General features: G+C 67.7%; 23 protein-coding genes. 10 read left to right on the top strand and 13 right to left on the bottom strand.

Going from position 1 to position 24,800, the window contains the following annotated elements:
- Positions 1–133: 133 nt before the first annotated feature.
- Both AC07WJ_RS36765 and AC07WJ_RS36760 read right to left on the bottom strand, forming a co-directional pair.
- On the bottom strand, positions 134–892 hold the full coding sequence (locus AC07WJ_RS36765; RefSeq protein ID WP_494939707.1) for an SDR family NAD(P)-dependent oxidoreductase: 759 nt from the start codon (positions 890–892) through the stop codon (positions 134–136).
- Between the two features lie 22 nt (positions 893–914).
- A complete protein-coding gene (locus AC07WJ_RS36760) occupies positions 915–2,192 on the bottom strand; it encodes an MFS transporter (protein ID WP_494939706.1) in 1,278 nt (425 codons plus the stop codon).
- A gap of 380 nt (positions 2,193–2,572) precedes the next feature.
- Here AC07WJ_RS36760 and AC07WJ_RS36755 point away from each other — a divergent pair, with 380 nt between their 5' ends.
- The 4 genes from AC07WJ_RS36755 (at position 2,573) to AC07WJ_RS36740 (ending at position 5,932) form a co-directional block, all read left to right on the top strand.
- On the top strand, positions 2,573–3,454 hold the full coding sequence (locus AC07WJ_RS36755) for a transporter substrate-binding domain-containing protein (RefSeq protein ID WP_494939705.1): 882 nt from the start codon (positions 2,573–2,575) through the stop codon (positions 3,452–3,454).
- Positions 3,455–3,556: 102 nt separating this feature from the next.
- Entirely contained in the window at positions 3,557–4,306 is a 750-nt protein-coding gene (locus AC07WJ_RS36750; protein ID WP_494939704.1) for an amino acid ABC transporter permease, read from the top strand.
- Positions 4,307–4,311: 5 nt separating this feature from the next.
- The gene (locus AC07WJ_RS36745) at positions 4,312–5,187 is read left to right on the top strand and encodes an amino acid ABC transporter permease (RefSeq protein WP_494939703.1); all 876 of its coding nucleotides are present in this window, start codon (positions 4,312–4,314) and stop codon (positions 5,185–5,187) included.
- Between the two features lie 4 nt (positions 5,188–5,191).
- Positions 5,192–5,932, top strand: a complete 741-nt coding sequence (locus AC07WJ_RS36740; protein ID WP_494939702.1) for an amino acid ABC transporter ATP-binding protein — start codon at positions 5,192–5,194, stop codon at positions 5,930–5,932.
- Between the two features lie 263 nt (positions 5,933–6,195).
- On the opposite strand, the gene AC07WJ_RS36735 is transcribed toward AC07WJ_RS36740, so the two are convergent.
- The 5 genes from AC07WJ_RS36735 to AC07WJ_RS36715 all read right to left on the bottom strand — a co-directional run bounded on the left by AC07WJ_RS36735 (position 6,196) and on the right by AC07WJ_RS36715 (position 10,400).
- Entirely contained in the window at positions 6,196–7,137 is a 942-nt protein-coding gene (locus AC07WJ_RS36735; protein WP_494939701.1) for an aldo/keto reductase, read from the bottom strand.
- 137 nt (positions 7,138–7,274) lie between these two features.
- On the bottom strand, positions 7,275–7,787 hold the full coding sequence (locus AC07WJ_RS36730) for an OsmC family protein (RefSeq protein ID WP_494939700.1): 513 nt from the start codon (positions 7,785–7,787) through the stop codon (positions 7,275–7,277).
- 23 nt (positions 7,788–7,810) lie between these two features.
- A complete protein-coding gene (locus tag AC07WJ_RS36725; protein WP_494939699.1) occupies positions 7,811–8,596 on the bottom strand; it encodes an ABC transporter ATP-binding protein in 786 nt (261 codons plus the stop codon).
- Between the two features lies 1 nt (position 8,597).
- The gene (locus AC07WJ_RS36720; RefSeq protein WP_494939698.1) at positions 8,598–9,419 is read right to left on the bottom strand and encodes an ABC transporter permease; all 822 of its coding nucleotides are present in this window, start codon (positions 9,417–9,419) and stop codon (positions 8,598–8,600) included.
- Positions 9,420–9,428: 9 nt separating this feature from the next.
- Positions 9,429–10,400, bottom strand: a complete 972-nt coding sequence (locus tag AC07WJ_RS36715; RefSeq protein ID WP_494939697.1) for an aliphatic sulfonate ABC transporter substrate-binding protein — start codon at positions 10,398–10,400, stop codon at positions 9,429–9,431.
- Positions 10,401–10,753: 353 nt separating this feature from the next.
- Here AC07WJ_RS36715 and AC07WJ_RS36710 point away from each other — a divergent pair, with 353 nt between their 5' ends.
- Both AC07WJ_RS36710 and AC07WJ_RS36705 read left to right on the top strand, forming a co-directional pair.
- Entirely contained in the window at positions 10,754–12,076 is a 1,323-nt protein-coding gene (locus AC07WJ_RS36710) for an LLM class flavin-dependent oxidoreductase (RefSeq protein ID WP_494939696.1), read from the top strand.
- Between the two features lie 149 nt (positions 12,077–12,225).
- On the top strand, positions 12,226–12,912 hold the full coding sequence (locus AC07WJ_RS36705) for a glutathione S-transferase family protein (protein WP_494939695.1): 687 nt from the start codon (positions 12,226–12,228) through the stop codon (positions 12,910–12,912).
- Between the two features lie 342 nt (positions 12,913–13,254).
- Here the strand turns inward: AC07WJ_RS36705 and AC07WJ_RS36700 are convergent, their stop codons facing one another.
- The 6 genes from AC07WJ_RS36700 to AC07WJ_RS36675 form a co-directional block, all read right to left on the bottom strand.
- Positions 13,255–14,832, bottom strand: a complete 1,578-nt coding sequence (locus AC07WJ_RS36700) for an ABC transporter substrate-binding protein (protein WP_494939694.1) — start codon at positions 14,830–14,832, stop codon at positions 13,255–13,257.
- Positions 14,833–14,899: 67 nt separating this feature from the next.
- Positions 14,900–16,477 (bottom strand): ABC transporter substrate-binding protein, encoded by a 1,578-nt coding sequence (locus AC07WJ_RS36695; protein ID WP_494939693.1) that lies wholly within the window; start codon positions 16,475–16,477, stop codon positions 14,900–14,902.
- A 22-nt stretch (positions 16,478–16,499) separates the two neighbouring features.
- Positions 16,500–17,501 (bottom strand): ABC transporter ATP-binding protein, encoded by a 1,002-nt coding sequence (locus tag AC07WJ_RS36690; protein WP_494939692.1) that lies wholly within the window; start codon positions 17,499–17,501, stop codon positions 16,500–16,502.
- Complete coding sequence (locus AC07WJ_RS36685) at positions 17,498–18,520, bottom strand: ABC transporter ATP-binding protein (protein ID WP_494939691.1); 1,023 nt, start codon at positions 18,518–18,520, stop codon at positions 17,498–17,500. The genes AC07WJ_RS36690 and AC07WJ_RS36685 overlap by 4 nt, the downstream gene beginning before the upstream one ends.
- Positions 18,521–18,527: 7 nt before the next feature.
- Positions 18,528–19,418, bottom strand: a complete 891-nt coding sequence (locus AC07WJ_RS36680) for an ABC transporter permease (RefSeq protein ID WP_494939709.1) — start codon at positions 19,416–19,418, stop codon at positions 18,528–18,530.
- A gap of 13 nt (positions 19,419–19,431) precedes the next feature.
- Complete coding sequence (locus AC07WJ_RS36675) at positions 19,432–20,373, bottom strand: ABC transporter permease (protein WP_494939690.1); 942 nt, start codon at positions 20,371–20,373, stop codon at positions 19,432–19,434.
- 228 nt (positions 20,374–20,601) lie between these two features.
- Here AC07WJ_RS36675 and AC07WJ_RS36670 point away from each other — a divergent pair, with 228 nt between their 5' ends.
- Genes AC07WJ_RS36670 through AC07WJ_RS36655 form a run of 4 tightly spaced genes read left to right on the top strand, consistent with a single transcriptional unit; the run spans position 20,602 to position 24,604 of the window.
- Positions 20,602–21,633 (top strand): LacI family DNA-binding transcriptional regulator, encoded by a 1,032-nt coding sequence (locus AC07WJ_RS36670; protein WP_494939689.1) that lies wholly within the window; start codon positions 20,602–20,604, stop codon positions 21,631–21,633.
- A complete protein-coding gene (locus AC07WJ_RS36665; RefSeq protein ID WP_494939688.1) occupies positions 21,623–23,044 on the top strand; it encodes an amidase in 1,422 nt (473 codons plus the stop codon). Before AC07WJ_RS36670 ends, AC07WJ_RS36665 begins: the two co-directional genes overlap by 11 nt.
- 44 nt (positions 23,045–23,088) lie before the next feature.
- A complete protein-coding gene (locus AC07WJ_RS36660; RefSeq protein WP_494939708.1) occupies positions 23,089–24,099 on the top strand; it encodes an aldo/keto reductase in 1,011 nt (336 codons plus the stop codon).
- Between the two features lie 58 nt (positions 24,100–24,157).
- Positions 24,158–24,604 carry an RbsD/FucU family protein gene (locus AC07WJ_RS36655; protein ID WP_494939687.1) on the top strand — a complete coding sequence of 149 codons (447 nt, stop codon included), beginning with the start codon at positions 24,158–24,160 and terminating at the stop codon, positions 24,602–24,604.
- Positions 24,605–24,800 lie beyond the last annotated feature (196 nt).

Genomic DNA, 24,800 nt, shown 5'->3' with positions numbered 1-24,800 from the left:
GGGCGGTAGCTGCGGCCGGCGCGGACCTGGCCGACCAGCTTGCGCCAATGCTCTTCCGGCCACTGCCAGGGTTCCATTTTCGGGGTCTCGGCCATCGATCGCTCCTTAGGATTCGATCAAGAAAGGGGGACGTTCACACCAGCGGCGCGCCGGTCACCGGCAAGGTCTGGCCGGTGATCCAGGAGGCGAAGTCGGAGGCGAGGAAGGTCACGGCGTCGGCGATGTCCTCGGGCCTGCCCATGCGGCGCATGGCGATGCGTTCGGTGAAGCCGGCGCGGAACTCCGGCGTGTAGCTCGCCCATTGCCTCTCATAGTCCGGGCTGGTCGCCATGAAACCCGGGGCCACCGAATTGACGGTGATGCCGGCGGGCCCGAGCTCCTGGGCCAGTTGCTTGACCAGGCCGATCTGGCCGTGCTTGGCGGCGGCGTAACTCTGGATGCCGGTCAGGCTGGTGGCGAGCCCGGCGCGGCTGGAAATCGTGATGATGCGGCCCGAGCCCCTGGCCTTCATGCCCGGCGCTACCGCCTTGGCGAACAGGAAGGCGCCCTTCAGGTTGACGTCGACCACGGCGTCGAAATCATCGGCGCTGACATCCTCCAGGGGTTTCGGCCGCTGCCCGCGCACGCCGCCGGCGACATAGACCAGGATATCGACCGCGCCGGCGGCCTCGACCACGGCGCCGATCGAGGCCTCGTCGGTGACGTCGACCGGCAGCGCATGGACCGCGCCGCCGGTTGCGGTCTTGCCGGTGAGGGGTTCGAGCGCCTCGGCCAGCAGATCGCAGGCGAAAACCTCGGCACCGTCGCCCGCCAGCGATCGGGTGATGGCTTGGCCGATGCCGCGGGCGGCGCCGGCCACGATGGCGGTCTTGCCGTCGAAGCGGATCAGCATATCGGGGGCTTGCTCCCTGGTCTCATTGCAGGTCCTCGAAGGCCGTCTCGCGCAGTTGCCAGATGACGATGGTCGAAACCACGGCGGCGGCCACCAGATAATAGGTATGGGCGATGGGCGAGCCGAACGTGCTGATCAGCCAGACCGAGATGAACGGCGCGAAGCCACCGAAAATGGCGACCGCCAGGGCATAACCCGTGGTCATCCAGGTCGAGCGGTTGCGCGTCGGGAAGATCTCGGCGATCGCTGCCGGCCCGGCGCCCGAGAACATCGAGATCATCACGGCGAAGACGATCTGCACGATGATCAGCGAGGTCAGCGACACGCCGCCCGACAGGAGATAGCTGAACACCGGATAGGGCACGACGACAAAGCAGAGACAGCAGGCGATCAAAAGGGGCTTGCGGCCGAAGCGGTCGGACAAGAGGCCCATCACCGGGATCGACAGCATCAGCGCCAGCAGGCCGATGGTATTGGCCCAGAGCGCCTGCGACGCGGTGAGGTTCATGTAGCGCTGCGTCCAGGTCGGCATGTAGTTGAGCAGCACGTAGAAACACACCGTCCAGACGATGGTGAAGCCGAAGGCGCGGCCGGCGAGCAGCCAGGGGCTGACATGGTCGTCGATCGCCTTTGCCACTGCCTTGCCCTCGGCCACGGCGGTGTAGGCCGGCGTCTCCTCGATGGTCCGGCGCATGTAGAGGCCGATCGGGCCGAGAATGCCGCCGATCAGGAACGGCACGCGCCAGCCCCAGCTGTCCATCTGGGCCGTCGTCAGCACCGTGTTCATCAAGGCCGCGACGCCGGAGCCGAGCAGCAGGCCGGCGACCACGCTCATCTGCTGGAAACTGCCATAGAAGCCGCGCTTGTTCTTCGGCGCCCATTCGACGATGAAGGCGGTCGAGCCGCCCCATTCGCCGCCGGCCGAGAAACCCTGCAGCAGGCGGGCGACGACCAGCAGCAGCGGCGCCAGGAAGCCGATGCTCTCATAGGTCGGCAGCAGGCCGATCATGACGGTGCCGGCCGCCATCAGGAACATGGTCAGGAGCAGGGCGTTCTTGCGGCCGCTGACATCGCCCATGCGGCCGATGACGATGCCGCCGAGCGGCCGTGCCAGGAAGCCCAGGCCATAGGCGAGGAAGGCCGACAGCAGCGCCGCCACCTCGTCCTGTCCGGGAAAGAATTTTCGCGCGATGATCGCCGCGACATAGGCGTAGACGGCGAAATCGTACCATTCGAGCACGTTGCCGACGACCGCCGCCGATACCGCCTTCTGACTTTTTGCCTGATCCTGTGCCGACATGAAGTGCCCCCGCTCTGGCCATGGGTGCGTCCGGCCCGGACCATTTTTTGTTCTCGGGAGATTGGCGCCCCAGCGGCCAGGATGGCGTGCCGGTTCCGGCGTGGCAACGGCGCAGATGGGCGGCAGAGCAGCGTTGCAAGACGAGCTTGCGTCAAGGCTGTCATATCATCTGTAATATTGGGCGCGCGCCGCAGTGCGAATGGATTTCAAATCTTTGCAGGCGCGGTGGATCAAAGTCGCCGCAAATGGAATCATCTCGATCATTCTTTGCTCTCGACGGGCCCGGCGAAAACCGGGACAGTGCGGACCCGCGCCGCCGGCCTTCTTGCGCGCCGCCGGCACGAAAGACGTTGGGGAACCAGGGCTCGAAGGGGCATGCCATGATGACAGTCGATCATATCAGGAGCGGCGTTCTGGCCGTGACGCTGGCCCTCGGGCTGGCGACGGGCGTCCAGGCCCAGGCCCCGGCGCCGGCCGCAGCACCCGCCGCGCCCCAGGCCGACACCTTGCAGAAGATCCAGCGCGAGGGCGTGCTGAAGGTCGGCGTGCGTGCCGATTACCGGCCCTGGGGCTTCCGCAATCCGCAGGGCGAATTCGTCGGGCTGGAGATCGACATGGCGCGCGACATCGCGCGCACGCTCGGCGTCCGCGTCGAATTCGTGCCGGTGGTCGCCTCCAACCGCATGCAGTTCCTGCAGCAGGGCCAGACCGACCTGATGATCGCGACCATGTCCGACGTCGCCGATCGCCGGCGTGTCGTCGGCATCGTCCACCCGAACTATTATTCCTCCGGCTACAACATCATCATGCCGAAGACCGTCACGCCGGCGGCCTGGGAGGCGCTGCGCGGCCGCACGCTCTGCGCCATTCAGGGCGCCTGGTACAATCGCCCGGCGACCGAGCGCTTCGGCGTCGAGATCCTGGCCTTCACCGGCGTCTCCGAGGTCGAGACCGCGCTGGAGCAGCGCCGCTGCCTCGGCTGGATCTATGACGACAACCTGATCGCGGTGATGCTGGCCGACGCGTCCGGCCGCTGGAAGGATTTCCACCAGCCTTTGGCGAGCCAGAGCGACACGCCCTGGGGTGCTGCCGTCAGGCTGGAAGACCGCGACCGCGCCTGGGGTCGGTTCGTCGGCGGCATGGTTGCCGAATGGCACCGCACCGGCAAACTGCTGGAGTGGGAAAAGGCCGCCGGCATCGCCGAGAGTCCGTTCCTGCGCCGCATGCACGAGGCGCTGCGCGATCATATCAGGACCAATTGATCGTTCGGTCCCGCCATGTCCTCGGTGTCGCCGCCCGGAGCTGGACATGCCGCTCCGGGCGGCCGCATCGTCACGGCCCAAGCCGCTTGAGCCTGATCCTCCATGCTTGATCTCGTCGCCGAGTTTTTCCGCAATCTGAAGGATACGACGGGCCTCAACTTCACGATCTTCTACGATCCGTTCGACCGCGCCCGCTTCTGGAACGCCTTCCTGACCACCATTCAGCTCTCGGTGCTTTCGGTGGCCGGCAGCCTGGTCATCGGCGTATTGGGTGCCTTCGTGCAGAAGGCGGCGTTCCGGCCGCTGGCCTGGCTGGTCAACGGCTATATTGCGCTGTTCCGCAACACGCCGCCGCTGGTCCAGATGTATTTCTTCTATTTCGCGCTCGGCGCCATCACGCCGACCATGCGCGACGATATCGGCATGGAAGTGCCGATGGTGTCCAATTTCACCTGGGCGCTGGTCTCGCTGTCCTTTTTCGCCGGTGCCTTCAATGTCGAGATCTTCCGCTCCGGCGTCGAGGCGATCCCGAAGGCGACCATCGAGGCGGCCGAGGCGCTCGGCTATTCGCGCCTCAAGGCCTATCTCCATATCGTGCTGCCGCTGGCCTTCCGGGTCTGCCTGCCGGCGCTCAACAACAACCTGGTCAACCTGATCAAGACCACCACGCTCGCCTATGCCATCGGCGTGCCTGAAATGCTCTATGTCGCCAACCAGATCTGGTCGGACACGCTGAACGTGCCGGAGATGATGAACCTCCTGATGGTCATCTATATCGCGCTGGTCAGCCTGCTGGTCTGGCTGATGCACCGCTGGGAGAAGGCCATGCGCATGCCAGGCTACGGGAACTGATGGTCATGCGTGCCTTGCCCGACAAGACCGACCTGCCGGTCCTGCTGCCCGTCGCCGACCGGCTCGCGGCACGGGCCGCCGCCGATCGCGCCTTCGGCCTGCCGCGGCTCGATCTCGACTGGCGCTTCGGCGTGATGCTCACCGGCCTCGTGCTCACCTGGTGCGGCGTCGCCGAGGCGCAGGCGCTTGCCGGCGGCCAGGAGAGCGTGCTCGCCGCGATGTGGAAATGGACCCCGCTGATCGGCCGCGGCTTCGCGCTCAACATCGCCATCAGCCTGATCGCCATGGGCATCGGCAGCCTGCTTGGCCTGTTCCTGGGGCTCGCCCAGATCTCGCTGCTGCCGCCGGTGCGCGCCGGCTCCTGGGTGCTCACCCAGTTCTTCCGCAACGCGCCCTGGCTGGTGCTGCTGTTCTACTGCATCTATGTCCTGCCGTTCCGGGTCACCCTGTCCGGCCAGGTCTATGACGTGCCGAACTGGCTGCGCGCCACCATCGGCCTGATCCTGCCGGTCATGGCCAATGTCTCGGAAATCGTCCGCGGCGCCGTCCAGTCCCTGCCCAAGGGCCAGTGGGAAGCGGCGGAATCGCTCGGCTACCGGCGCTGGGCCACGCTGCGCTCGATCATCCTGCCGCAATGCGTCAAGCGCATGCTGCCGCCCTGGATGAACCTCTATGCCATCGTCATCGTGGCGACGCCGCTGACCTCGATCGTCGGCGTCGAGGAGGCCATGGCGCTGACCCGCGGCGCGCTCAACGCCGAGCGGCGCGGCGACCTCCTGATCCCCTTCTACGGCTACCTGCTCCTGTGGTTCTTCGCCTATTGCTATCCGATCGCAAGGGCCACGCGGGTCATGGAGCAACGTTACCAGGTGAAGATCTGAGCCGATGACCGAGCCCTCCGTCCTGGTGTCGATCCGTGCCGTCCACAAGCGCTTCGGCGCGCTCGAAGTGCTGAAGGGCGTCAGCTTCGACGTCGCCCGCGGCGAGGTCGTCTGCATCATCGGTCCGTCCGGCTCCGGCAAGTCGACACTGCTGCGCTGCATCAATGCGCTGGTGCCGATCGAGGCCGGCGCCATCCTGGTCGGCGATACCGACGTGACCGATCCCAGGCTCGACAAGATCGCGCTGCGCCAGCGGGTCGGCATGGTGTTCCAGCAATATAACCTGTTCCCCCATCGCACCGCCCTGCAGAACGTCATGATGGCGCCGATCCAGGTGCTGAAGCAGGACCGGCGCGTGGTGGAGGAAAGGGCCCGCGCGCTGCTCGCCAAGGTCCGCCTGACCGACAAGATCGATGCCTATCCCGGCGAATTGTCCGGCGGCCAGCAGCAGCGCGTCGCCATTGCCCGCTCGCTCTGCATGCAGCCGGAGGTGATGCTGTTCGACGAGGTCACCGCCGCGCTCGATCCGGAAACGGTGAAGGAGGTGCTGCACACCATTCGCGAACTCGCCGAAGACGGCATGACCTGCCTGCTGGTGACCCATGAAATGAACTTCGCCCGCGAACTCGCCGACCAGGTCTATTTCACCGACCGCGGCGTGATCGTCGAACACGGCGCGCCCGCCGAGCTGTTCTCGGCCCCGCGCGACCCACGCACGCGGGAGTTTCTGGGGAAGATTTTATAGGTCGGGAGGGCGTGGGTTAAGCCGAACATTTGCCGGCAAATTCTCTGCGTCATCCCCGGCCGAGCGAAGCGAGGGGAAGGGGATCCAGGGGCCGACAGGCCGCGCCTTAAGCGCAACAATTCGTAGCAAGCGTCATCGCGTCGGGAGGGGTTCGCGGCGAGCAGGTTTCTGCCCTGCCACTCCTGGATCCCCTTCCCCTCGCTTCGCTCAGCCGGGGATGACGTCGAGCGTTCTGGCCCCAGCGCAGCCGCGTCTTATCCCTCTCACGCACTCGCCGCATCGAGCCTGGCCACCGCCTCGGCCGGCAGCACCAGCTGCGCCGCCTTCAGGATCTCGCCCAGCTGCGTCAGATTGGTCGCGCTGACGATCGGCGCGGTGACGCCCGGGCGGCCGATCAGCCAGGCCAGCGCCACCTGCGCCTGGGTCGCGCCGATGCCGGCGGAAACCGTGTCGAGGGCGGCCAGGATCCGGAAGCCGCGCTCGTCGAGATATTTCTTCACGCCGGCGCCGCGCGGGCTCTTCGCGAGATCGGCCTCGGAGCGGTATTTGCCGGTCAGGAAACCGGCGGCTAGGCCGAAATAGCTGATCACGCCCAGGCCGTTGTCGATCACGACCTTGGCGAGCGCGCCTTCGAATTCGGCGCGGTTATAGAGATTATAGGCGGGCTGCACGGACTCGTAGCGCGGCAAGTGCTGGGCGCCGGCGACATCGAGCGCCGAGGCGAGGCGGGCCGCGGTGAAATTGGAGGCGCCGATGGCGCGCACCTTGCCGGCCTTGATCAGCTGCCCATAGGCCTCCAGCACCTCGTCCTGCGGCGTCTGGTCGTCGTCCTTATGCGACTGGTAGAGATCGATATAGTCGGTCTTGAGCCGCTTCAGCGATTCCTCGACCGCGACTGCGATGGTTCCGGCCTTCAGGTTCGGGTGCTTCGCCCACATGCCGACCTTGGTGGCGATCACCACGTCGTCGCGCCGGCCGCGCCGCTTCAGCCAGTTGCCGATCACCGTCTCGGATTCGCCGCCGGCATGGCCGGGCGCCCAGGCCGAATAGACATCGGCCGTGTCGATGGCGTTGAAGCCTGCGGCGACGAAGGCATCGAGCAAGCCGAACGAGGTCGCCTCGTCGGCGGTCCAGCCGAAGACATTGCCGCCGAACATCAGCGGGGCGATCGACAGGCCGGAACGGCCGAGCGGGCGATGGTTCATGGTGTGGTCCCGTCAAATCAAGCTGGTGAAGCGGCGCCCGTGGCGCCGCCCGCATTCGGCTGTCATCTACCCTGCCATGGCGCGGGCGGCGGCACAGCGTGTCCCGGCGCATGGCAGGGACCGCGAAACCCCTTGCGTCAGGCCGCGCGCACCAGTTCGGCATGGATCGGCGTGCCGCCCTTGATGGTCTGGTAGACCACGCAATAGCGCTCGGTCAGCTTCATCAGGCTGGCGAGCTTGTCCTCGGGCGCGTCGGTCTTCACCGAGAAGGTGACACGGATGTCGCGGAAGCCGACCGGCGCCTCGCGATCGACGCCGAGCGTGCCGCGGAAATCGAGGTCGCCTTCGGCATCGACGGTCGCATCGTCGAGCTGGATCTCGAGCGCGGTCGCCACCGCCTTCAAGGTCACGCCGGCACAGGCCACCAGCGCCTCCAGCAGCATGTCGCCGGAGCAGAGCTCGAGGCCCGTGCCGCCGGAGGCCGGATGCAGGCCGGCGGTCGCAAGCGCCCGGCCGGTCTCCACCTTGCAGGAGATCGACTGGTCGTCGATCCGGCCGTGGGCCTTCAGCACGATGACCGCAGCATCCGGATCGGTCTTGTATTTGTCCTTGATCGGCGCCTGAAGCGCGCGCAGGGCATGGGCGTCCATGATCAGGTCTCCCCGGGAGGTGCTTAGCGCGCGCCGGCGGCGCGCTGGTTCCGGCGGCCATCTAGCGCGCCGGAAAGTGACCTGTCGAGCGCCGCCAGCACCTGCCGCCTGACGGCGTTGAAGCCGTCGCTGGTGCGGTCGCGCGGGCGCGGCAGGTCGTGGACGATCTCGGCATACAGCCGTCCCGGGCTCGGCTGCATGACGATGATCCGGTCGGCCAGCACGATCGCCTCGTCGACGTCGTGGGTGACGATCAGCAATGTCGTGCCGGCCGGACCGGCGTCCTCCCAGAGCGCCGCCAGCTGGTTCTGCAGGTCGGCCTTGGTCAGGGCGTCGAGCGCGGAGAACGGCTCGTCGAGGATCAGCACCTCGGGATCGGGCGCCAGCCCGCGCGCGATCGCCACCCGCTGCGCCTGGCCGCCGGACAATTCGCGCGGCCAGGCGCGCGCCTTGTCGGCGAGCCCGACCGCGGCGAGCCGTTCGGCGACCCGCGCCGCCCGGGCCGTCGCATCATGACCCTCCAGCATGAAGCCGGCATTGGCTTCGACCGTCAGCCAGGGCAGCAAGCGCGGCTCCTGGAACACCACGCCGACTTTCGGGTGCGGACCGGTGATGGTCTCGCCGTCGATCTGGAGGCGGCCCTCGGACGGGCTGTCGAGCCCGGCAATCAGCCGCAGCAAGGTCGATTTCCCGCAACCGGAGCCGCCGACCAGGGCGACCGTCTCGCCGCGCGCGATGGTGAGCGAGACGCCGTGAAGCGCATGTGTGCCGTTCGGATAGGTCTTGCCGACATCGGCGACTGCAAGCATGTCAGCGCGCCTCCGCCGTGACGTCCTGCCAGGCCAGGAATGGCCGGGCCACCGCCGAGACGAGGCTGTCGGTCAGCTTGCCGAGCACGGCGAAGACCAGGATGGTGGCAAGGATCTGGTCGGCCTTGCCGAGCTGCTGGCCATCGACCAGGAGATAGCCGAGCCCTTCGGAGGCGCCCATGAATTCGGCCGCGACGACGAACATCCAGCCGAGGCCGAGGCCGGCCCTGAGCGCCAGGACATAGGCCGGCAGGATCGCCGGCAGCAGGATTCGCCTGATCATGCCGAGCCGCGACAGCCGCGCCACCCGCCCGACCTCGACGATCTTGCGGTCGATCGCCAGGATCGCGCCGGAAACGCCGAGATAGACGGGAAAGAACACGCCGACCGCGATCAGCGCCACTTTCGACGCCTCGAAAATGCCGAGCCAGAGGATGAACAGCGGTACCCAGGCGATCGAGGGGATCGAGCGCAGGCCTTGCAGCGTCGGGTCGATCAGGCGGCGAGCGAGCGGCGAGGCGCCGGCGGCGGCGCCGAAAAGCGTGCCGGCCGCGACGCCGAAGGCGAAACCGGCGCCGACCCGCGCCAAGGTCGTCACGATATGCAGCCAGAGGTCGCCGGATTGATAGAGCGCGGTGAGCGTCGCGGCGATCCGCGAGGGCGGCGGCAAGAGCCGTCCCTCGACGAGGCCCGAGCGGACGGCGAGCTCGAAGGCGAGCGCCAGCACCACCGGCAGGACCAACCCCAGCGGCGCGGCCGACAATGTCAGCCGCGGCCGGCGCGGCCGCGTCGTGACGGTCTCCTCGGCGATCGGGAAGGTCACCCCGGGGCCTCAGGCCGAGCGGGGCGCGAGCGAGGCGTCGACCAGGTCGCGGCTGACCAGGGCGACATCGACATTGGCGGCGATGACGCCGGCGGCCTGCAGGGCCTCGCCCGCGGCCTGGATCGTCGCGACCTGGGCCGGGCCGATCTTGGCATGGGTCAGGTCGGTGCGTTCGAGTTGCCGCGCGATGATCGGGTCGGCGAGCTTGGCTTCCTTGGCGAGCGTCGCGGCGAGCTCGGCCTGGTTGGCGAGCGACCAGATGCGGGCCCGCTCATAGACCTGCAGCACGCGGGCGACCAGTTGCGGGTTGCTCGCCAGGAAGGCCTCGCGCGTGTTGAGAATGCCCCAGGTATTGGCCTCGGCGTCGCGGTGGAACAGCGTGGCGCCGTTCTCGAGCTCGGCGGCGGCCATGATCGGGTCGAGGCCGGCCCAGGCGTCGACATCGCCGCGCACCAGCGCCAGCCGGCCGTCGGCATGCTGCAGCGGCACCACCTTGACGTCGCGCTCGGTCAGCCCGGCGGCGGCGATCGCCCGGACCAGGAAGATATGCGGATCGGTGCCGCGGGTGACCGCCACGCGCCGGCCCTTGAGATCGGCGGCCCTGGCGATGCCGCTGTCCGGCTTGGTCACCAGCGCGGTCCATTCCGGCTTGGAGAAGACGCCGACCGCGCGTACCGGATTGCCGTTGACGCGGGCGACCAGGGCGGCGGCGCCCGCCGTCGAGCCGATGTCGAGCGATCCGGCATTGAGGAATTCCAGCGCCTTGTTCGAGCCGGCCGAGAACACCCAGCGGATGGCGATGCCGTCGGCCTTGAACTCCTCCTCCAGCCAGCCCTTGGCGCGCAGTACCAGGCTGACCGGGCTATAGGTGGCATAGTCGACGCGCAGCTCGCGGACCTGGGCGGAAGCGCCGCGCCCGGCGGCGATGAACGGGCTCGCCAGCAGGAACGAGGCGGCGGAACGGCGGGTGATCACGGACATGGCGGCCTCGAAAGCACGGAAAACAGCGGCCGACTAAAATAATGTTCTCATCCAAGATCAATCTCTTGTGAAAAATAGAAAATAAAATCTCTCCTGCGCGATGCGTGTAGCATGGGGGTGCTGCCACCTCGCCATATCCGACCACCGCTTTCTTCGTTCGCGCGGCAAGCTTTCGACCGCCGGCCTTTTGCCGGTTTCGCAGGCGTCTCGGGCGCTGTCCCGGCCTTGACCATGGCCGGATTTGCTTGCCACCTTGCCGGCCGATCCACGGCGCTTCCCGGCCCCGGATCATTGCCGGCAGGCCGGGGCCGTAACCCGTCGCTCGCCCATTTCATGCGTGAGGTCATCAAGCCATGGCGCGTCAACTTCGCCTCGGCGCTTTCATGCGTCCGGTCAGCATTCACACGGCCGCCTGGCGTTATCCCGGCGCCTATCCCGATGCCAATTTCAACTTCGCCCATCTGAAGCGGTTCATTCAGACGCTCGAGCGCGGCCGCTTCGACGCCTTCTTCATGGCCGATCACCTGGCCGTGCTGAACATGCCGATCCAGGCCCTGAAGCGCAGCGCTACCGTCACCTCGTTCGACCCGCTGACGCTGCTGCCGGCGCTCGCCGCGGTGACCGAGCATATCGGCCTCATCGCGACCGCTTCCACGACCTACGAGCAACCCTATCACATCGCCCGCAAATTCGCGTCCCTCGACCATATCAGCGGCGGGCGCGCCGGCTGGAATCTGGTCACCACGGCCAATCCGGACGTGGCGCTGAATTTCGGCCTGGACGAGCACATGGAGCATGGCGAGCGCTACAAGCGCGCCCGCGAGTTCTATGACGTGGTCACCGGCCTGTGGGACAGCTGGGCCGACGACGCCTTCATTCGCGATGTCGAGAGCGGCATCTATTTCGATCCCGACAGGATGCATGTGCTGAACCACAGGGGGCCGGAACTCGCGGTGCGCGGGCCGCTCAACATCGCCCGGCCGGTCCAGGGCTGGCCGGTGATCGTCCAGGCCGGCGCGTCCGATGCCGGCCGCCAGATCGCCGCCGAAACCGCCGAGGTCGTGTTCACCGGGGTCGGCACGCTTGCCGACGGCCAGCGTTTCTATGCCGATGTCAAAGGCCGCATGGCCGCGCTTGGCCGGTCGCGCGACGATCTCAAGATCCTGCCGGGGGCCTTCGTCGTGGTCGGCGAGACGGTCGAGGAGGCCCGCGCCAAGCGTGCGCTGCTCGACAGCCTCGTCCATTACGACAGCGCCATTGCTTCGCTCTCCATTGCGCTCGGCACCGACGCCTCGGTCTTCGATCCCGATGGGCCGCTGCCCGAAATCCCCGAGACCAATGCCTCGAAGAGCGGCCGGGAGCGGGCGATCGATCTGGCGAAACGGGAAAACCTCACCGTCCGCCAGCTCGCCCAGCGGCTCGGCGGCTTCGCCGGTCTTGCCTTTGTCGGCACGCCGAAGACCATTGCGGATCAGATGGAGGAATGGCTGACCACCGAGGGCAGCGACGGCTTCAACGTCATGTTCCCCTATTTGCCGGAAGGCCTCGACGATTTCGTCGACAAGGTGGTGCCGGAGCTGCAGCGGCGCGGCCTGTTCCGGCGCGAATACGAGGGCCGGACGCTCCGGGAAAACCTCGGCCTGGCCCGTCCGGGCAATCGCTTCTTTCCGAAATAGGGGACATCCCGCCGGCATCCTGCCGCGACCGATCACGCGGCCGTGATCACCGTTTGCCTTTGCCGCATCGTAACAAATGATGCGAGCATGGGGCTGCGTCCGATCATCGACCCCGGCCGCCGAACGAGATGCCGTATGGAGGCCCCGGGATGCTGAAGTTCTATTTCAACGGTTCGCCGAACCCGACCAAGGTCGCGCTGTTCCTCGAGGAGTCGGGCCTGCCCTATGAGGCGGTGCCGGTCGATACCCGCAAGGGCGACCAGTTCAAGCCCGACTATCTGGCGATCAATCCGAACGGCAAGGTGCCGGCGATCGTCGACGATGGCGCCGTGGTTTTCGACAGCAATGCCATTCTGCTCTATCTCGCCGAAAAGACCGGCCAGTTCCTGCCGGCCAACACCCCGGCGCTGCGCGGCGAAATGCTGTCCTGGCTGATGTTCGTGGCGACCGGGGTCGGCCCCTATTCCGGCCAGGCGGTGCACTTCAAGCATTTCGCACCGGAAAAGCTGCCCTATGCGTTGAACCGCTATCAATATGAGTCCGAGCGCCATTTCGGCATTCTTGACGCGCATCTGGCCAAGCATCGCTACATGGTCGGGGACACCTATACGATCGTCGACATGGCGGCCTGGGGCTGGGCGCGCATGGTGCCGTTCATTCTCGGCGACGACGCCTGGGCGAGCTTCCCCAACCTCAAGCGGCTGTTCGACGAGATCAGTGCCCGGCCGGCGGCGGCGCGTGCCAACGATCTCAAGAACAAGCACGTGTTCAAGGCCGAGATGGACGACGAAGCCCGCCGCCACATGTTCCGCCATATCGCCAACAGTGCGGGGTGAGGGAGAGGGCGTCGCACCAGGATGACCTCAGGCGAGGCGCGAGAAGCAACGAACCGACCCTCTCCCATAGGGAGAGGGTGGCGCCGTCAGGCGCCGGGTGAGGGGGCGTCCATTTCCGGATAAGGCGGCATGCGCGACGCGCGCCGGGGTAGTTCTGGGCGCTCACGCCCCTCACCCGGCAGCTGACGCTGCCACCCTCTCCCTATGGGAGAGGGTTGGTTACGTTGAGCTTTTCCGATGAGGAGAGCTCTGAACTGGGGCTGGCGCGGCACGACCTTTCGCCCTCTCAACAAAAGGGCCTCGCCGTCAGGCGAGGCCTTCCGTCTTCGCTACATCAACCCCTCAACGCGGCTTGCCGACGTTCCAATAGACTGGCAGGCCGGCGGCGATCAGGCCGGTGAGGCTCGCCTGATGCGCCCTGACCAGCCAGAACTGGCCGACCGGCACATAGGGCACGGTCTCCAGCGCGCGCTCCTGGATCTGCCGGGCGATGGCCTGGCGGCCTTCCAGGGCCGGCTCCATGGTGAAGGCGGCGCGCAGTTTCTCGATCGCCTCGTCGCAGGGCCAGCCGAACCAGGCGGCGTCGCAATTCGAGCGCAGCGCCAGATGGCCGACCGGCTCGGCCATGTCGGGTGATGCCGGCCCCGACATGAACACCGACCAGCCGCCCTGGCCGACCGGGTTCTTGCTGGTCCGCCGGCTCGACAGCGTGCCCCAGTCCATTGCCTGGTAATCGACGTTCAGGCCGATCTCGCGCATTGCCTGGGCGACCACCTGGGTGGCCGGGCTCAGCGCCGTCTCGGTGGCGTCGAGAACCACGATCCTGGTGCCGTCATAACCGCTGTCGCGCACCATCTGGCGGGCGGCGGCGGCATCCGGCGCGCGCCAGCCGGCATTGGTGAAATAGGGCGAGTCGCACATGTAGAACGACGGGCAGTTGGTATAGAGGCTCTTGTCGTCGACATAGGCGCGCAGCGTCTGCTCCTGGTCGACCAGCCGGAGGATCGCCTGGCGCAGCTTCGGATTGTTGAACGGCGGCTGCAGCTGGTTGAAGCGCATCACGCCCTGCAGCGCCGACAGCCGGGCGACCGCGATCCTGGCATTGGCCTTGACCAGCGGCAGCATGTCCGGCGGCATTTCCTCGAAAATATCGATCTCGCCCGCCTGCAGGGCGTTGAGCGCGGTCTGGGCATCGGGGATGACCAGCCATTCGACCCGGTCGACATTGGCCTGCTTGCCGCCGGCGAGCCCGCTCGGCGGTTCGGCGCGCGGTACATAGGTCGGCGCCCGGACATAGACGATCTTGGCGCCGGGCGACCATTCGGCCCGCACCATCATGAACGGCCCGGAGCCCGTGGGGTCGGTGATCGACTGGTTCGACGGCGTCTGCGCGATCCGCTCCGGCATGATCACCGGCAGCATCGAGCTCGGCTTGCCGAGCGCATCCAGCACCAGGCCCCAGCGGTCTTTCAGCACCAGGGTGACGGTCTTCGGATCGGTGGCGGTGAGCGACGCGGTATGGGCCAGCAATTGCTGGCCGAGGCCGTCGCGTTCGCCCCAGCGCTTCAGCGAGGCGACGACGTCGGCGGAGGTGACTGCGGCGCCGTCATGGAATTTCAGCCCGTCGCGCAGCACGAAGGTCCAGGTCAGGCCGTCGGCCGAGGTGGTGAACCGGTCGACCATTTGCGGCTTGATCGCACCCTGCGCGTCCTGGGCGAACAGCGTATCATAGACCATGTAGGCGTGGTTGCGGACCATGTAGTCCGAGGTCACCATGGGATCGATGGTCTTCAGGTCGCCGAACGGGCGCACCTTCAGCACCGTCTGCGCCATGGCCGGCAACGCCGCGATGGTGCCGGCCGCGATGCCCAGAGCCGCGGCGAGCAGCGCCGTTTTCAATCGGCCTCTCAATGTCGTCATGTCTTTCTCCCTTGAACCTTTGTCATTGTCTTGGGTCCGCCCGTGACCGGCGGTTTGACGCACGCCGTCAGGGCGTCTTGGCGATGTTCCAGTAAATCGGGATGCCGACGCTCAGGAGCCCGGTCACCGTCTTCTGAGAGCCGCGCAGCAGGAAGAACTGGCCGGTCGGCACATAGGGGACGGTTTCCAGCGCCCGCTGCTGGATCGCCTGGGCGATCGCCCGGCGGCTGGCGAGGTCGGAGGCGAGCGTGAAGTCGGCACGCAGCCTTTCGATCGCCGCGTCGCAGGGCCAGCCGAACCAGGCGCCTTCGCAATTGGAGCGCAGCGCCATGTGGCCGACCGGCTCGGTCATGTCGGGCGCCGCCGGGCCCGAGACGAAGGCCGACCAGCCGCCTTGCGCCACCGGGTTCTTGTTGGCGCGGCGCGCCGACAGCGTGCCCCAGTCCATCGCCTGATAATCGACGTTCAGGCCGATCTCGCGCATCGCCTGGGCGATCACCTGGGTGGCCGGGCTGCCCGAGGTTTCGGTCGCGTCGAGGACGACGATCCGCGCGCCGTCATAGCCGCTTTCGCGCACCAGCCGGCGGGCGGCGGCGATATCGGGGGCGGGCCAGCCGGCATTGGTGAAATAGGGCGAGTCGCACATGTAGAACGACGGGCAGACCGTGAAGAGGCTCTTGTCCTCGACATAGGCCGACAGCGTCTGTTCCTGGTTGACGAGGCGCAGGATCGCCTGGCGCATCCGCGGATTGTCGAAGGGCGGCTGCAGGTGGTTGAACCGCCAGACACCCTGCAGCGACGACATCTTGCCGATGACGATGCGCGGATTGTTGCGGACGAGCTGCACCATGTCGGGTGGCAGTTCCTCGAAAATGTCGATCTCGCCGGCCTGCAGCGCGTTGAGCGCGGTCTGCGCATCGGGAATGATCAGCCATTCGACCCGGTCGACATTGGCGCGCTTGCCCCCGGCGAGCCCGTTCGCGGGTTCGGCGCGCGGCACATAGGTTGGCGCCCTGACATAGACCACCTTGGCGCCGGGCGCCCATTCCGCGCGCAACATCATGAACGGGCCGGAGCCGGTCGGATCGGTGATCGCCTGGTTCGACGGAGTGCGCGCGATGCGTTCCGGCATGATGAAAGGCACGATCGAACTCGGCTTGCCGAGCGCGTCGAGCACCAGCCCCCAGCGGTCCTTCAGGGTGAGGGTGATGGTCTTCGGATCGGTCGCGGTCAGCGAGGCGGTGCGCGCCATGAGCTGCTGGCCGAGGCCGTCGCGTTCGCCCCAGCGCTTCAGCGAGGCGACGACATCGGCCGCGGTCACCGCCGCGCCGTCGTGGAACGTCAAGCCGTCGCGCAGCATGATGGTCCAGGTCAGGCCATCCGCCGACGTGGTGTAGCTCTCGGCCATCTGCGGCTGGATCTGGCCGCTCGCATCCTGGGCGAACAGCGTGTCGTAGACCATGTAGCCGTGATTGCGGACCTGGTAATCCGAATTGATCGTCGGATCGATGGTCTTCAGGTCGCCGAACACGCGGACCTTGAGCACCGACTGGGCCGCGGTCGGCAGGGCGGCGGCGGTCAGTGCGGCGATGCTCAATGTTGCGGCCAGCAGTGCCGTCTTCAATCGGCCTCTCAAGCTCGTCATCACCGTCCCCCCTTTGGGCCCTTCAGGTCCCGGTTCCGCCGGTTGCGCCCGGCGGTATGTCCTTGGCCACGAGATGGCAGGCGACCCGGTGCCCCGCGCGCTTTTCTTCCAGTGGCGGCGCCGCCTCGGCGCAAATGGCGGTGGCGAGCGGGCAACGCGTGCGGAAGCGGCAACCCGAGGGCAGCGCGCTGGCGCTGGGAATCTCGCCCTGCAGCAGCCGCCGCGTGCCGCGCTGGCGCGGATGGGTGATCGGCACGCTGTCGATCAGCGCGCGCGAATAAGGATGCAGCGGCTCGCGGAAGAAGGCGTCGCGCGGCGCGATCTCGACGATGGCGCCGAGATACATCACCGCGACTGTCCGGCTGACATGTTCGACCACGCTCAGGTCGTGGCTGATGAACAGATAGGCGAGGCCGCGCGCCCGCTGCAGGTCCTGCATCAGGTTGAGGATCTGGGCCTGGATCGAGACGTCGAGGGCTGCCACCGGCTCGTCGGCGACGACCAGGCTCGGATCGAGCGCCAGTGCCCGGGCGATGCCGATCCGCTGGCGCTGGCCGCCGGAGAATTCGTGCGGATAGCGGTCGGCCTGGTAACGCGCCAGGCCCACCTGCTCGAACAGGGCGGCCACCTGCGCGTCCAGCGCCTCACCCTGGGCAATGCCGTAATTGATCAGCGGCTCGGCGACGATGTCGCGCGCGGTCAGGCGCGGATTGAGCGAGGCGAAGGGGTCCTGGAACACCATCTGCATGTTGCGCCGGGCGCGGTGCAACGGTTCACCCGAGGCCTGGGTGATGTCGTCGCCGTCGAGCCGGATGGTGCCGGCCGTCGGTTCGATCAGCCGCAGGATCAGCCGGGCGACCGTCGACTTGCCGCAGCCGGATTCACCGACGATCGCCAGCGTCTCGCCCTTGCCGAGCGAGAACGAGACGTCGTCGACCGCCCGCACCGTGCCCTTGGCCCGGAACAGCCCGCGCCGGAACGGGAAATGCTTGGAAAGGCCGCTGACGGAAAGCACCTGCGTCATGACGCGGCTCGCTGGCTCGAGGGCATGCCGGCGCTGTTGTCATGGGGGTGCCAGCAGGCGACCTGCCGCCCGTCGAGACCGAGGGCCAGCACCGGATCGAGCCGGCAGCGCTCGCTCGCCCGGTCGCAGCGCGGCGCAAACGAGCAGCCCTCCGGCAGGTCGGTCGGCGGCGGCACCGTGCCGCGGATCTCGGTGAGGCGAAACGCGGCGTCATGGGCCTGGCCCGCGGTCAGCCTCGGCGTCGAGCGCATCAGCCCGCGGGTATAGGGATGGCGGGCATTGTCGAACAGCGCGAAGACGTCGGTCTCTTCGACGACCTTGCCGGCATAGAGCACTGCCACCCGGTCGGCGACCTCGGCGACCACGCCGAGGTCATGGGTGATGAAGATGATGGCGGTGCCGAGCTCCTCGCGGATTTCCGCCATCAGCGCCAGGATCTGCGCCTGGATGGTCACGTCGAGCGCCGTGGTCGGCTCGTCGGCGATCAGCAGCTTCGGCTTGCAGGCGAGCGCCATGGCGATCATCACCCGCTGACGCATGCCGCCGGAGAGCTGGTGCGGATAGGCCGCGATACGGCGCGCCGCGTCCGGAATGCGCACCCGCTCGAACAGTTCGAGCGTGCGCCTGCGCGCCGCGCGGCCCGACAGGCCTTCATGGCGGATCAGCGTTTCGCCCACCTGTTCGCCAATGGTCAGCACCGGGTTGAGCGAGGTCATCGGCTCCTGGAAGATCATGGCGAGGTCGCGGCCGCGCAGGTCGCGCATCGCCGGCTCGTCGAAGCTTGCGATGTCCTGCCCGTCGAACAGGATCCGGCCGGTTTCGATGCGCGCGCCGCGCGGCAGCAGGCCCATCACGGCCAGCGCCGTGAAGCTCTTGCCGCACCCGGATTCGCCCACCAGGCACAAGGTTTCGCCGGCTGCGACCTCGATGCTCAGGTCGCGCACGATCGGCGTCCAGCCGGCCGATGTCCGCACCGAGACGGTCAGGTTCTCAACCGACAGGAGAGGCGGCTTCGTCATCGCGCCCTCAATTCCGCGGCCGCCGCGCCAGGCGCGGGTCGAGGGCATCGCGCAGCGCGTCGCCGAGCACGTTGACGGTCAGCACCAGCAGCGCCAGCGCCACGCCCGGGAAGGCGACGAGCCAGGGCGCGCGCTGCAGATATTGCCGCCCGTCGGCCAGCATGTTGCCCCAGCTGGGAATGGTCGGCGGCGTGCCGGCGCCGAGAAAGGACAGGATGGATTCGACGATCATGGCGGAGGCGAACACGTAAGTTGCCTGGACGATGACGGGCGCGGCGACATTGGGCAGCACGTGACGAACGAGCAGCCGTGGCAGGCGCGTGCCATTGGTGGTCGCGGCCTCGACGAACAATTGCTCGCGGATGACCAGCACCGAACTCCGGACCACCCGCGCCATCCGCGGGATCTCGGCGATGCTGATGGCGACGATGACGTTCTGCACGCTGGAGCCGAACAGCGACATCAGCGCGATGGCGAGCAGGATGCCGGGGATCGCCATGATCCCGTCCATGACGCGCATGACCACGCTGTCGAGCCAGCGGGTGAAACCCGAGACCAGGCCGATCGCCAGGCCGAAGACCGTGGTGACCAGGGTGACGAGCGCGCCGACGGTCAGCGAAACCGTGGTGCCGTTGAGGGTGCGCGACAGGGTCGAGCGGCCGAGCTGATCGGTGCCGAACAGATGGTCGAGGCTCGGTGGCCGCAGGCGGACGATGGGGTTGAGCCGGGCCGGGTCGGGCAGGAACAGCGCCGCCGCGATGGCGAGCGCGACGAAGCCGGCGAGCACGGCGATGCCCGAGAGAATGACCGGCTGGCCGCGCAGGAATTGCCCGAGCGCGCGCAGCCGGCGCAGGGCCCGCGACGGTGGCCGCATGGCATGGCCGGTGGTTTCGGTCATCGCCATGGCGGCCTCAATACTGCACGCGCGGGTCGAACAGCACATAGCTGAGGTCGACCAGGAGGTTGATCAGGACATAGATGGTCGAGAACACCAGGATCAGCCCCTGCACGACCGGATAGTCGCGGCGCAGGATGGCATCCGTGGTCAGCCGGCCGAGGCCGGGAATGTTGAACACCGTCTCGGTCACCACCACGCCGCCGAGCAGCGCGGCGATGCCGACGCCGACCACCGTGACGATCGGAATGGCGGCGTTCTTCAGGGCGTGGCGCAGGATGACCCGGCCCGGCAGCAGGCCCTTGGCGCGGGCGGTGCGGACATAGTCTTCCGACAGCACCTCCAGCAGGCTGGCACGGGTGATCCGGGCGATCAGGGCGGCATAGAGCAGCGCCAGCGTCAGGCCGGGCAAAGCCAGGCTGTTGAGGCAGGGCCCGAGGCCCCGGGCCAGCGGCACATAGCCCTGCGTCGGGAACCAGCCGAGGCCGAGCGCGAAGACATAGACCAGCAGGAAGGCGATGACGAAGACAGGCGACGAGAAACCGAGCATGGCGAAAGCCATGACCGCGCGGTCGAACCGGCTGCCGGCCTTGACCGCTGCGACCGTGCCGAGTGGGATCGCGATGACCAGCGCGAGCACGATGGCGACCAGCGCCAGCATGGCGGTCGGCTCGACCCGCATGCCGATCAGGCGGGTCACCGCCATGCCCGAGAAGATCGAGCTGCCGAGATCGCCGCGGGCGAGCTGGCCGGCATAGGTCAGGAGCTGTTCGCTGAGCGGCCGGTCGAAGCCGAGCTTCTGCCGGATGTCTTCGATCTGCGCCGATGTCGCCTGGTCGCCCGCGATCAGGATCGCCGGGTCGCCGGGGGTCAGGCGCAGCAGGAAGAACACCAGCAGTGCCACGAACACGAGAACGGGAACGGTCGCCGCCAGGCGGCGCAGGATATAGCCGAGCATGGCGGTTACGCCGATGCCGGGATGGTTGCGGTGTCTCGCCGTGTCATGTCTCGAACCCTCCCGCGCTGCTTGTTGTGAAACGTTTCAATTAGGCTGTCACAGATGAATGTGTGGCACAAGCCAAATGTTTTTAGCCATGGGCTTGTCATTTGTCGCGGGCTCGGGAAAGATTGTGCGAGACGTTTGTATCGTTTCAGAGAGCGGCCTCCGCTCGGTCGAGGGGGTGTCATGGCGACGATCCGCGACGTGGCGCGACTGGCCAATGTGTCGGTCGCCACGGTGTCGAATGCGCTGAACAATGCGGGGCGGGTCAGCCCGGAGCTGCTGGCACGGGTGCGTGCCGCCGTCGACAAACTGGGTTATGCGCCCGATGCCGCCGCGCGCAGCCTGCGCAAAGGCTCCAGCCGGCTGATCGGGCTGATCGTCGGCGACATTACCAACCCGTTCTTCTCCGACCTGTTCGAGGCGGTGGAGGATGCCGCGGCGGCGCGCGGCTATCTCGTGCTCCTGTGCAATTCCAACGAGCGGGTCGAGCGCGAAGAGGCGCATCTGCGGATGTTGCGGTCGCAGCGCATCGACGGCCTGATCCTCGCCCCGACCGGTGCGGTCTCGATGAACCGCGCGGCCCTCCTGGCGGCGCTGGAAATTCCGGTCGTGCTGGTCGACCGGGCCATGGACGGGCTCGGTTATGACGCCGTCGTGCTGGACAATCACCGCGCCGCCTATGAGGCGACCGCCCATATCACCGGCCACGGCCACCGGCGCATTGGTCTGATCAACGGCCCGGAGATCGTGCGGACCGCCGCCGATCGCCTGCAGGGCTACCGCGAGGCGCTGCTTGCCGCCGGCCTCGCCTTCGATCCGGGCCTGGTGCGCGATGCCGACTTCCAGGAACAGGCGGCCTATGACGCGGCGGTCGACCTGTTGCGCGGCGAGGCGCCGCCGACCGCCATTCTCGCCACCAACAACCTGATGACCATTGGCGCCTTGCGCGCCTTCGCCGATCTGGGGCTGAACTGCCCGGGTGACGTCTCGATCGTCGGCATCGACGACCTGTCCTGGGCCGAAGCCGTGACGCCGCGGCTGACCACGGTCGCCCAGCCGGTCCGCGCCATGGGCGAGGCGGCGCTCGATGGCGTGATCGAGCGCATTTCCGGTGCGCGCACCACGGCCGGCGCGACCATGGTCATGGCGCCCCGGCTGATCATCCGCAATTCCTGTGCAACCCCCGCCTTGTCGAAGGCCGTCCATGTCCGATGAAACGACGTCCAGCGAGCTGATCCGGCTCGATGCGCTCGCGGTGCGCAATCTCCTCCGGCGCGGCGAGGTGACCTCGCTCGAACTGGTCGAGGCGGCGGCGAGCCGCATCGCGGCCGTCGAGCCCAAGGTGAATGCCGTGCCGACGCTCTGTCTCGATCGGGCGCGCGAGCAAGCTGCCGCCGCCGATCGGGCGCGCCGGGCGGGCGAGACGACGCTGCTCGCCGGCCTGCCGATCGTGGTCAAGGACAACAATGATGTCGGTGGCGTCCGCACGACCGGCGGCACGCTCCTGTTCAAGGACCGGGTGGCCGAGGTCTCCGATCGCACCGTCGCGCTGATCGAGCGCAACGGCGCGGTCGTGCTCGGCAAGTCGAACCTGTCCGAGCTCGGCGGCGCGCAGACCACCAATCGGGTGCTCGGCACGACGCGCAATCCCTATGATATCAGGCTGACCTGCGGCGGCTCGTCGGGCGGCGCCGCGGTGGCGCTCGCCACCGGCGAGGCCTGGCTGGCGCATGGCAACGACTATGGCGGCAGCCTGCGCATCCCCGCGGCCTTCTGCAATGTCGCGGGGCTTCGGCCGACACCCGGCCGGGTGCCGCGCAAGCGCCTGGCCGACCCCTTCGATACGCTCGCCGTCGAGGGGCCGATGGCGCGCAATATTGCCGATCTCGCGCTGTTCTTCGATGCCATGGTCGGCTTCGATCCCGGCGATCTCCTGACCACGCCGGCGATCGAGGCGCCGTTCCTCGATGCCGCGCTGAACCCCCGCAGGCCGCAGCGCATGGCGATCTCGGCCGATCTCGGCATCCTGCCGGTCGCCGCCCCGATCCGCGCGGCGCTCGGCGCCTTCGCGCAGCATATGGCGAAGGCCGGCGTCGATATCACCATGGGCGCGCCCGACGTCACCGGCGCGATGGAGGCTTTCCGTGCCTTGCGCGGCGCCGGCTTCTTCGGTGCGTGGAAGCCGTTCCTGCCGGCCGAGCGCGACAAGTTTCCGGCCGTGGTGCTCGAGGATCTCGACCGGGGCCGCGACCAGCCCGGCACGACGCTTGCCGAGGCCCATCGCTATCGTTCCGAACTGTTCCGCCGCACCACCGATTTTCTCGACGAACATCAGTTCCTGGTCTGCCCGGCGACCCAGGCCATGCCCTTCCCGGTCGAGACGCTGTTTCCGGCCGAGGTCGAGGGCATCGCCTCGAGCTCCTATCTCGACTGGATTTCGATCACCGCGATCTGGTCGATGACCAGCCTGCCGGCGATCTCCATTCCCATCGGTTTCGCCCCCGATGGCATGCCGGTCGGCGTGCAGATCCTGGCCCATAGCCGGCACGAGGCCGCCTTGTTCAGCCTTGCGGCCTGGATCGAACGGGAGCTTGCTTTGCCGGTCCTGCCGATCGATCCGAGATGATGCCCGTGAGCGCGCCCGATCCTCAGCCCATCCCCGCCGGGCCGATGGCCGCATTGCCGCGCCGGCGCATCGGCGCGCGGCTCGCGCCGACGCTGATCGGCTTCGGCGGCGCGCCGCTCGGCGATCTCTTCCAGAGGCTCGACGAAGCGACGGCGCAGGGCGCGGTGGCGGCAGCGCTTGGTGCCGGCATCAATCTGGTCGACACCGCGCCGCTCTACGGCCACGGCCTGTCGGAGCACCGCATCGGCGCGGCGCTGAGATCCGTGCCGCGCGACCAGGTGATCCTGTCGACCAAGATCGGCCGCTGGATGGATCCGCGCGCGTCGAGGGCCGACGGCTCGGGTTATGTCGGCGGCCTGCCGCACCGGGCGGTGATCGATTATTCCCATGACGGTGCGCTGCGCTCGCTCGAACAGTCGCTGATCCGGCTCGGTACCGACCATGTCGACATCCTCCTGATCCATGATGTCGACCGCTGGACTCATGGCGACGCCGTCGAGGAGCATTTCGCTTGCGCCATGGCCGGCGCCTACCGGGCCCTGGTTCGCCTGCGCGACGAGGGCGTGGTCAAGGCGATCGGCGTCGGGGTCAACGAGGCCGCCATGTGCGAGCGCTTCGCGCGCGCCGGCGATTTCGACGTGATGATGCTGGCCGGCCGCTACACGCTGCTGGAGCAGGGCGCGCTCGACACCTTCCTGCCGCTGGCCGAGGAGCGCGGCATCGCGGTGTTGCTCGCCGGCGTGTTCAATTCCGGCATTCTCGCCACCGGGCCCCGGCCCGGCGCCTTCTACAATTACGCGCCGGCCCCGCCTGCCATGCTGGCGCGCGCCAGCCGGATCGAGGCCATCTGCAAGGCCCATGGGACGAGCCTGGCCCATGCGGCGCTGGCCTTTCCGGCCGCCCATCCGGCGGTCGCATCCATCGTGCTCGGCGCGGTCAGGTCCGAGGAGATCAGCCAGAATATCGCCCAGCTGGCGCGGCCGATCCCGGTCGAACTTTGGAGCGATCTGAAGAGCGCCGGATTGCTGCCGGCCCATGCGCCGACGCCGGCATGACCGCCATGGCCCGCGCCTTCGATTTCGGCTTTCGGACCTCTTGCGACAGGATGCCATGATGCTCAGGGGATTGGACCCGCTGCTGACACCGGATCTCCTCTGGATCCTCGCCGCCATGGGCCATGGCGACGACCTGGCTCTGGTCGATGCCAATCACCCCGCCGAGAGGATCGCGGGGGCGACGACGTCCGGGCGCCTGGTGCGCCTGCCCGGCCTCACCATGGCGCGCGCGGCGCGGGCCATCCTGTCGCTGTTGCCGGTGGACGATTTCGTGCCCGATCCGGTCCGGCGCATGCGGGTGGTGGGCGATGCCGATGCGGTTCCGGACGTCCAGCGCGAGGTTCAGGCCGAGATCGACCGGGTCGCCGGCCGCCCTCTCGCCATGGCCGGCATCGAACGCTTCGATTTCTACGCGGCGGCCGAACAGGCCTTCGCCGTCGTCCAGGTCGGCGATACCAGGTCTTATGGCTGCTTCCTAATCCGCAAGGGCGTGATTGCGGGCTGAGGCGAGGCGTGCGCTGGCCGGTTCGCACACGTCTCTCAAAGCGCCTCTTTTCAGTGTGTTGCGCGGCGCCTTTCTGTCCTTCGAGGCTCGCGCCGGAATCACTGTCCTCACCTCTCCCCGTGTATGGACGGGAGACATCGTGGACATTCGTTCGGAGACATCGTGGACACTGTTGAGATCTCGAAAGGAGATCTGC

This window comes from Phreatobacter sp. GW821-FHT04C01, from assembly GCF_059420385.1.
Note: the sequence above shows the minus strand (reverse complement) of the source record. Positions and strands in the feature narration are given on the sequence as shown.

Excerpts from the sequence above, each read along its gene's own strand:
- AC07WJ_RS36765 (WP_494939707.1), bottom strand. The coding sequence starts at position 892 with ATGCTGATCCGCTTCGACGGCAAGACCGCCATCGTGGCCGGCGCCGCC.
- AC07WJ_RS36760 (WP_494939706.1), bottom strand. The coding sequence starts at position 2,192 with ATGTCGGCACAGGATCAGGCAAAAAGTCAGAAGGCGGTATCGGCGGCG.
- AC07WJ_RS36755 (WP_494939705.1), top strand. The coding sequence starts at position 2,573 with ATGATGACAGTCGATCATATCAGGAGCGGCGTTCTGGCCGTGACGCTG.
- AC07WJ_RS36750 (WP_494939704.1), top strand. The coding sequence starts at position 3,557 with ATGCTTGATCTCGTCGCCGAGTTTTTCCGCAATCTGAAGGATACGACG.
- AC07WJ_RS36745 (WP_494939703.1), top strand. The coding sequence starts at position 4,312 with ATGCGTGCCTTGCCCGACAAGACCGACCTGCCGGTCCTGCTGCCCGTC.
- AC07WJ_RS36740 (WP_494939702.1), top strand. The coding sequence starts at position 5,192 with ATGACCGAGCCCTCCGTCCTGGTGTCGATCCGTGCCGTCCACAAGCGC.
- AC07WJ_RS36735 (WP_494939701.1), bottom strand. The coding sequence starts at position 7,137 with ATGAACCATCGCCCGCTCGGCCGTTCCGGCCTGTCGATCGCCCCGCTG.
- AC07WJ_RS36730 (WP_494939700.1), bottom strand. The coding sequence starts at position 7,787 with ATGGACGCCCATGCCCTGCGCGCGCTTCAGGCGCCGATCAAGGACAAA.
- AC07WJ_RS36725 (WP_494939699.1), bottom strand. The coding sequence starts at position 8,596 with ATGCTTGCAGTCGCCGATGTCGGCAAGACCTATCCGAACGGCACACAT.
- AC07WJ_RS36715 (WP_494939697.1), bottom strand. The coding sequence starts at position 10,400 with ATGTCCGTGATCACCCGCCGTTCCGCCGCCTCGTTCCTGCTGGCGAGC.
- AC07WJ_RS36710 (WP_494939696.1), top strand. The coding sequence starts at position 10,754 with ATGGCGCGTCAACTTCGCCTCGGCGCTTTCATGCGTCCGGTCAGCATT.
- AC07WJ_RS36705 (WP_494939695.1), top strand. The coding sequence starts at position 12,226 with ATGCTGAAGTTCTATTTCAACGGTTCGCCGAACCCGACCAAGGTCGCG.
- AC07WJ_RS36700 (WP_494939694.1), bottom strand. The coding sequence starts at position 14,832 with ATGACGACATTGAGAGGCCGATTGAAAACGGCGCTGCTCGCCGCGGCT.
- AC07WJ_RS36695 (WP_494939693.1), bottom strand. The coding sequence starts at position 16,477 with ATGACGAGCTTGAGAGGCCGATTGAAGACGGCACTGCTGGCCGCAACA.
- AC07WJ_RS36690 (WP_494939692.1), bottom strand. The coding sequence starts at position 17,501 with ATGACGCAGGTGCTTTCCGTCAGCGGCCTTTCCAAGCATTTCCCGTTC.
- AC07WJ_RS36685 (WP_494939691.1), bottom strand. The coding sequence starts at position 18,520 with ATGACGAAGCCGCCTCTCCTGTCGGTTGAGAACCTGACCGTCTCGGTG.
- AC07WJ_RS36680 (WP_494939709.1), bottom strand. The coding sequence starts at position 19,418 with ATGACCGAAACCACCGGCCATGCCATGCGGCCACCGTCGCGGGCCCTG.
- AC07WJ_RS36675 (WP_494939690.1), bottom strand. The coding sequence starts at position 20,373 with ATGCTCGGCTATATCCTGCGCCGCCTGGCGGCGACCGTTCCCGTTCTC.
- AC07WJ_RS36670 (WP_494939689.1), top strand. The coding sequence starts at position 20,602 with ATGGCGACGATCCGCGACGTGGCGCGACTGGCCAATGTGTCGGTCGCC.
- AC07WJ_RS36665 (WP_494939688.1), top strand. The coding sequence starts at position 21,623 with ATGTCCGATGAAACGACGTCCAGCGAGCTGATCCGGCTCGATGCGCTC.
- AC07WJ_RS36660 (WP_494939708.1), top strand. The coding sequence starts at position 23,089 with ATGGCCGCATTGCCGCGCCGGCGCATCGGCGCGCGGCTCGCGCCGACG.
- AC07WJ_RS36655 (WP_494939687.1), top strand. The coding sequence starts at position 24,158 with ATGCTCAGGGGATTGGACCCGCTGCTGACACCGGATCTCCTCTGGATC.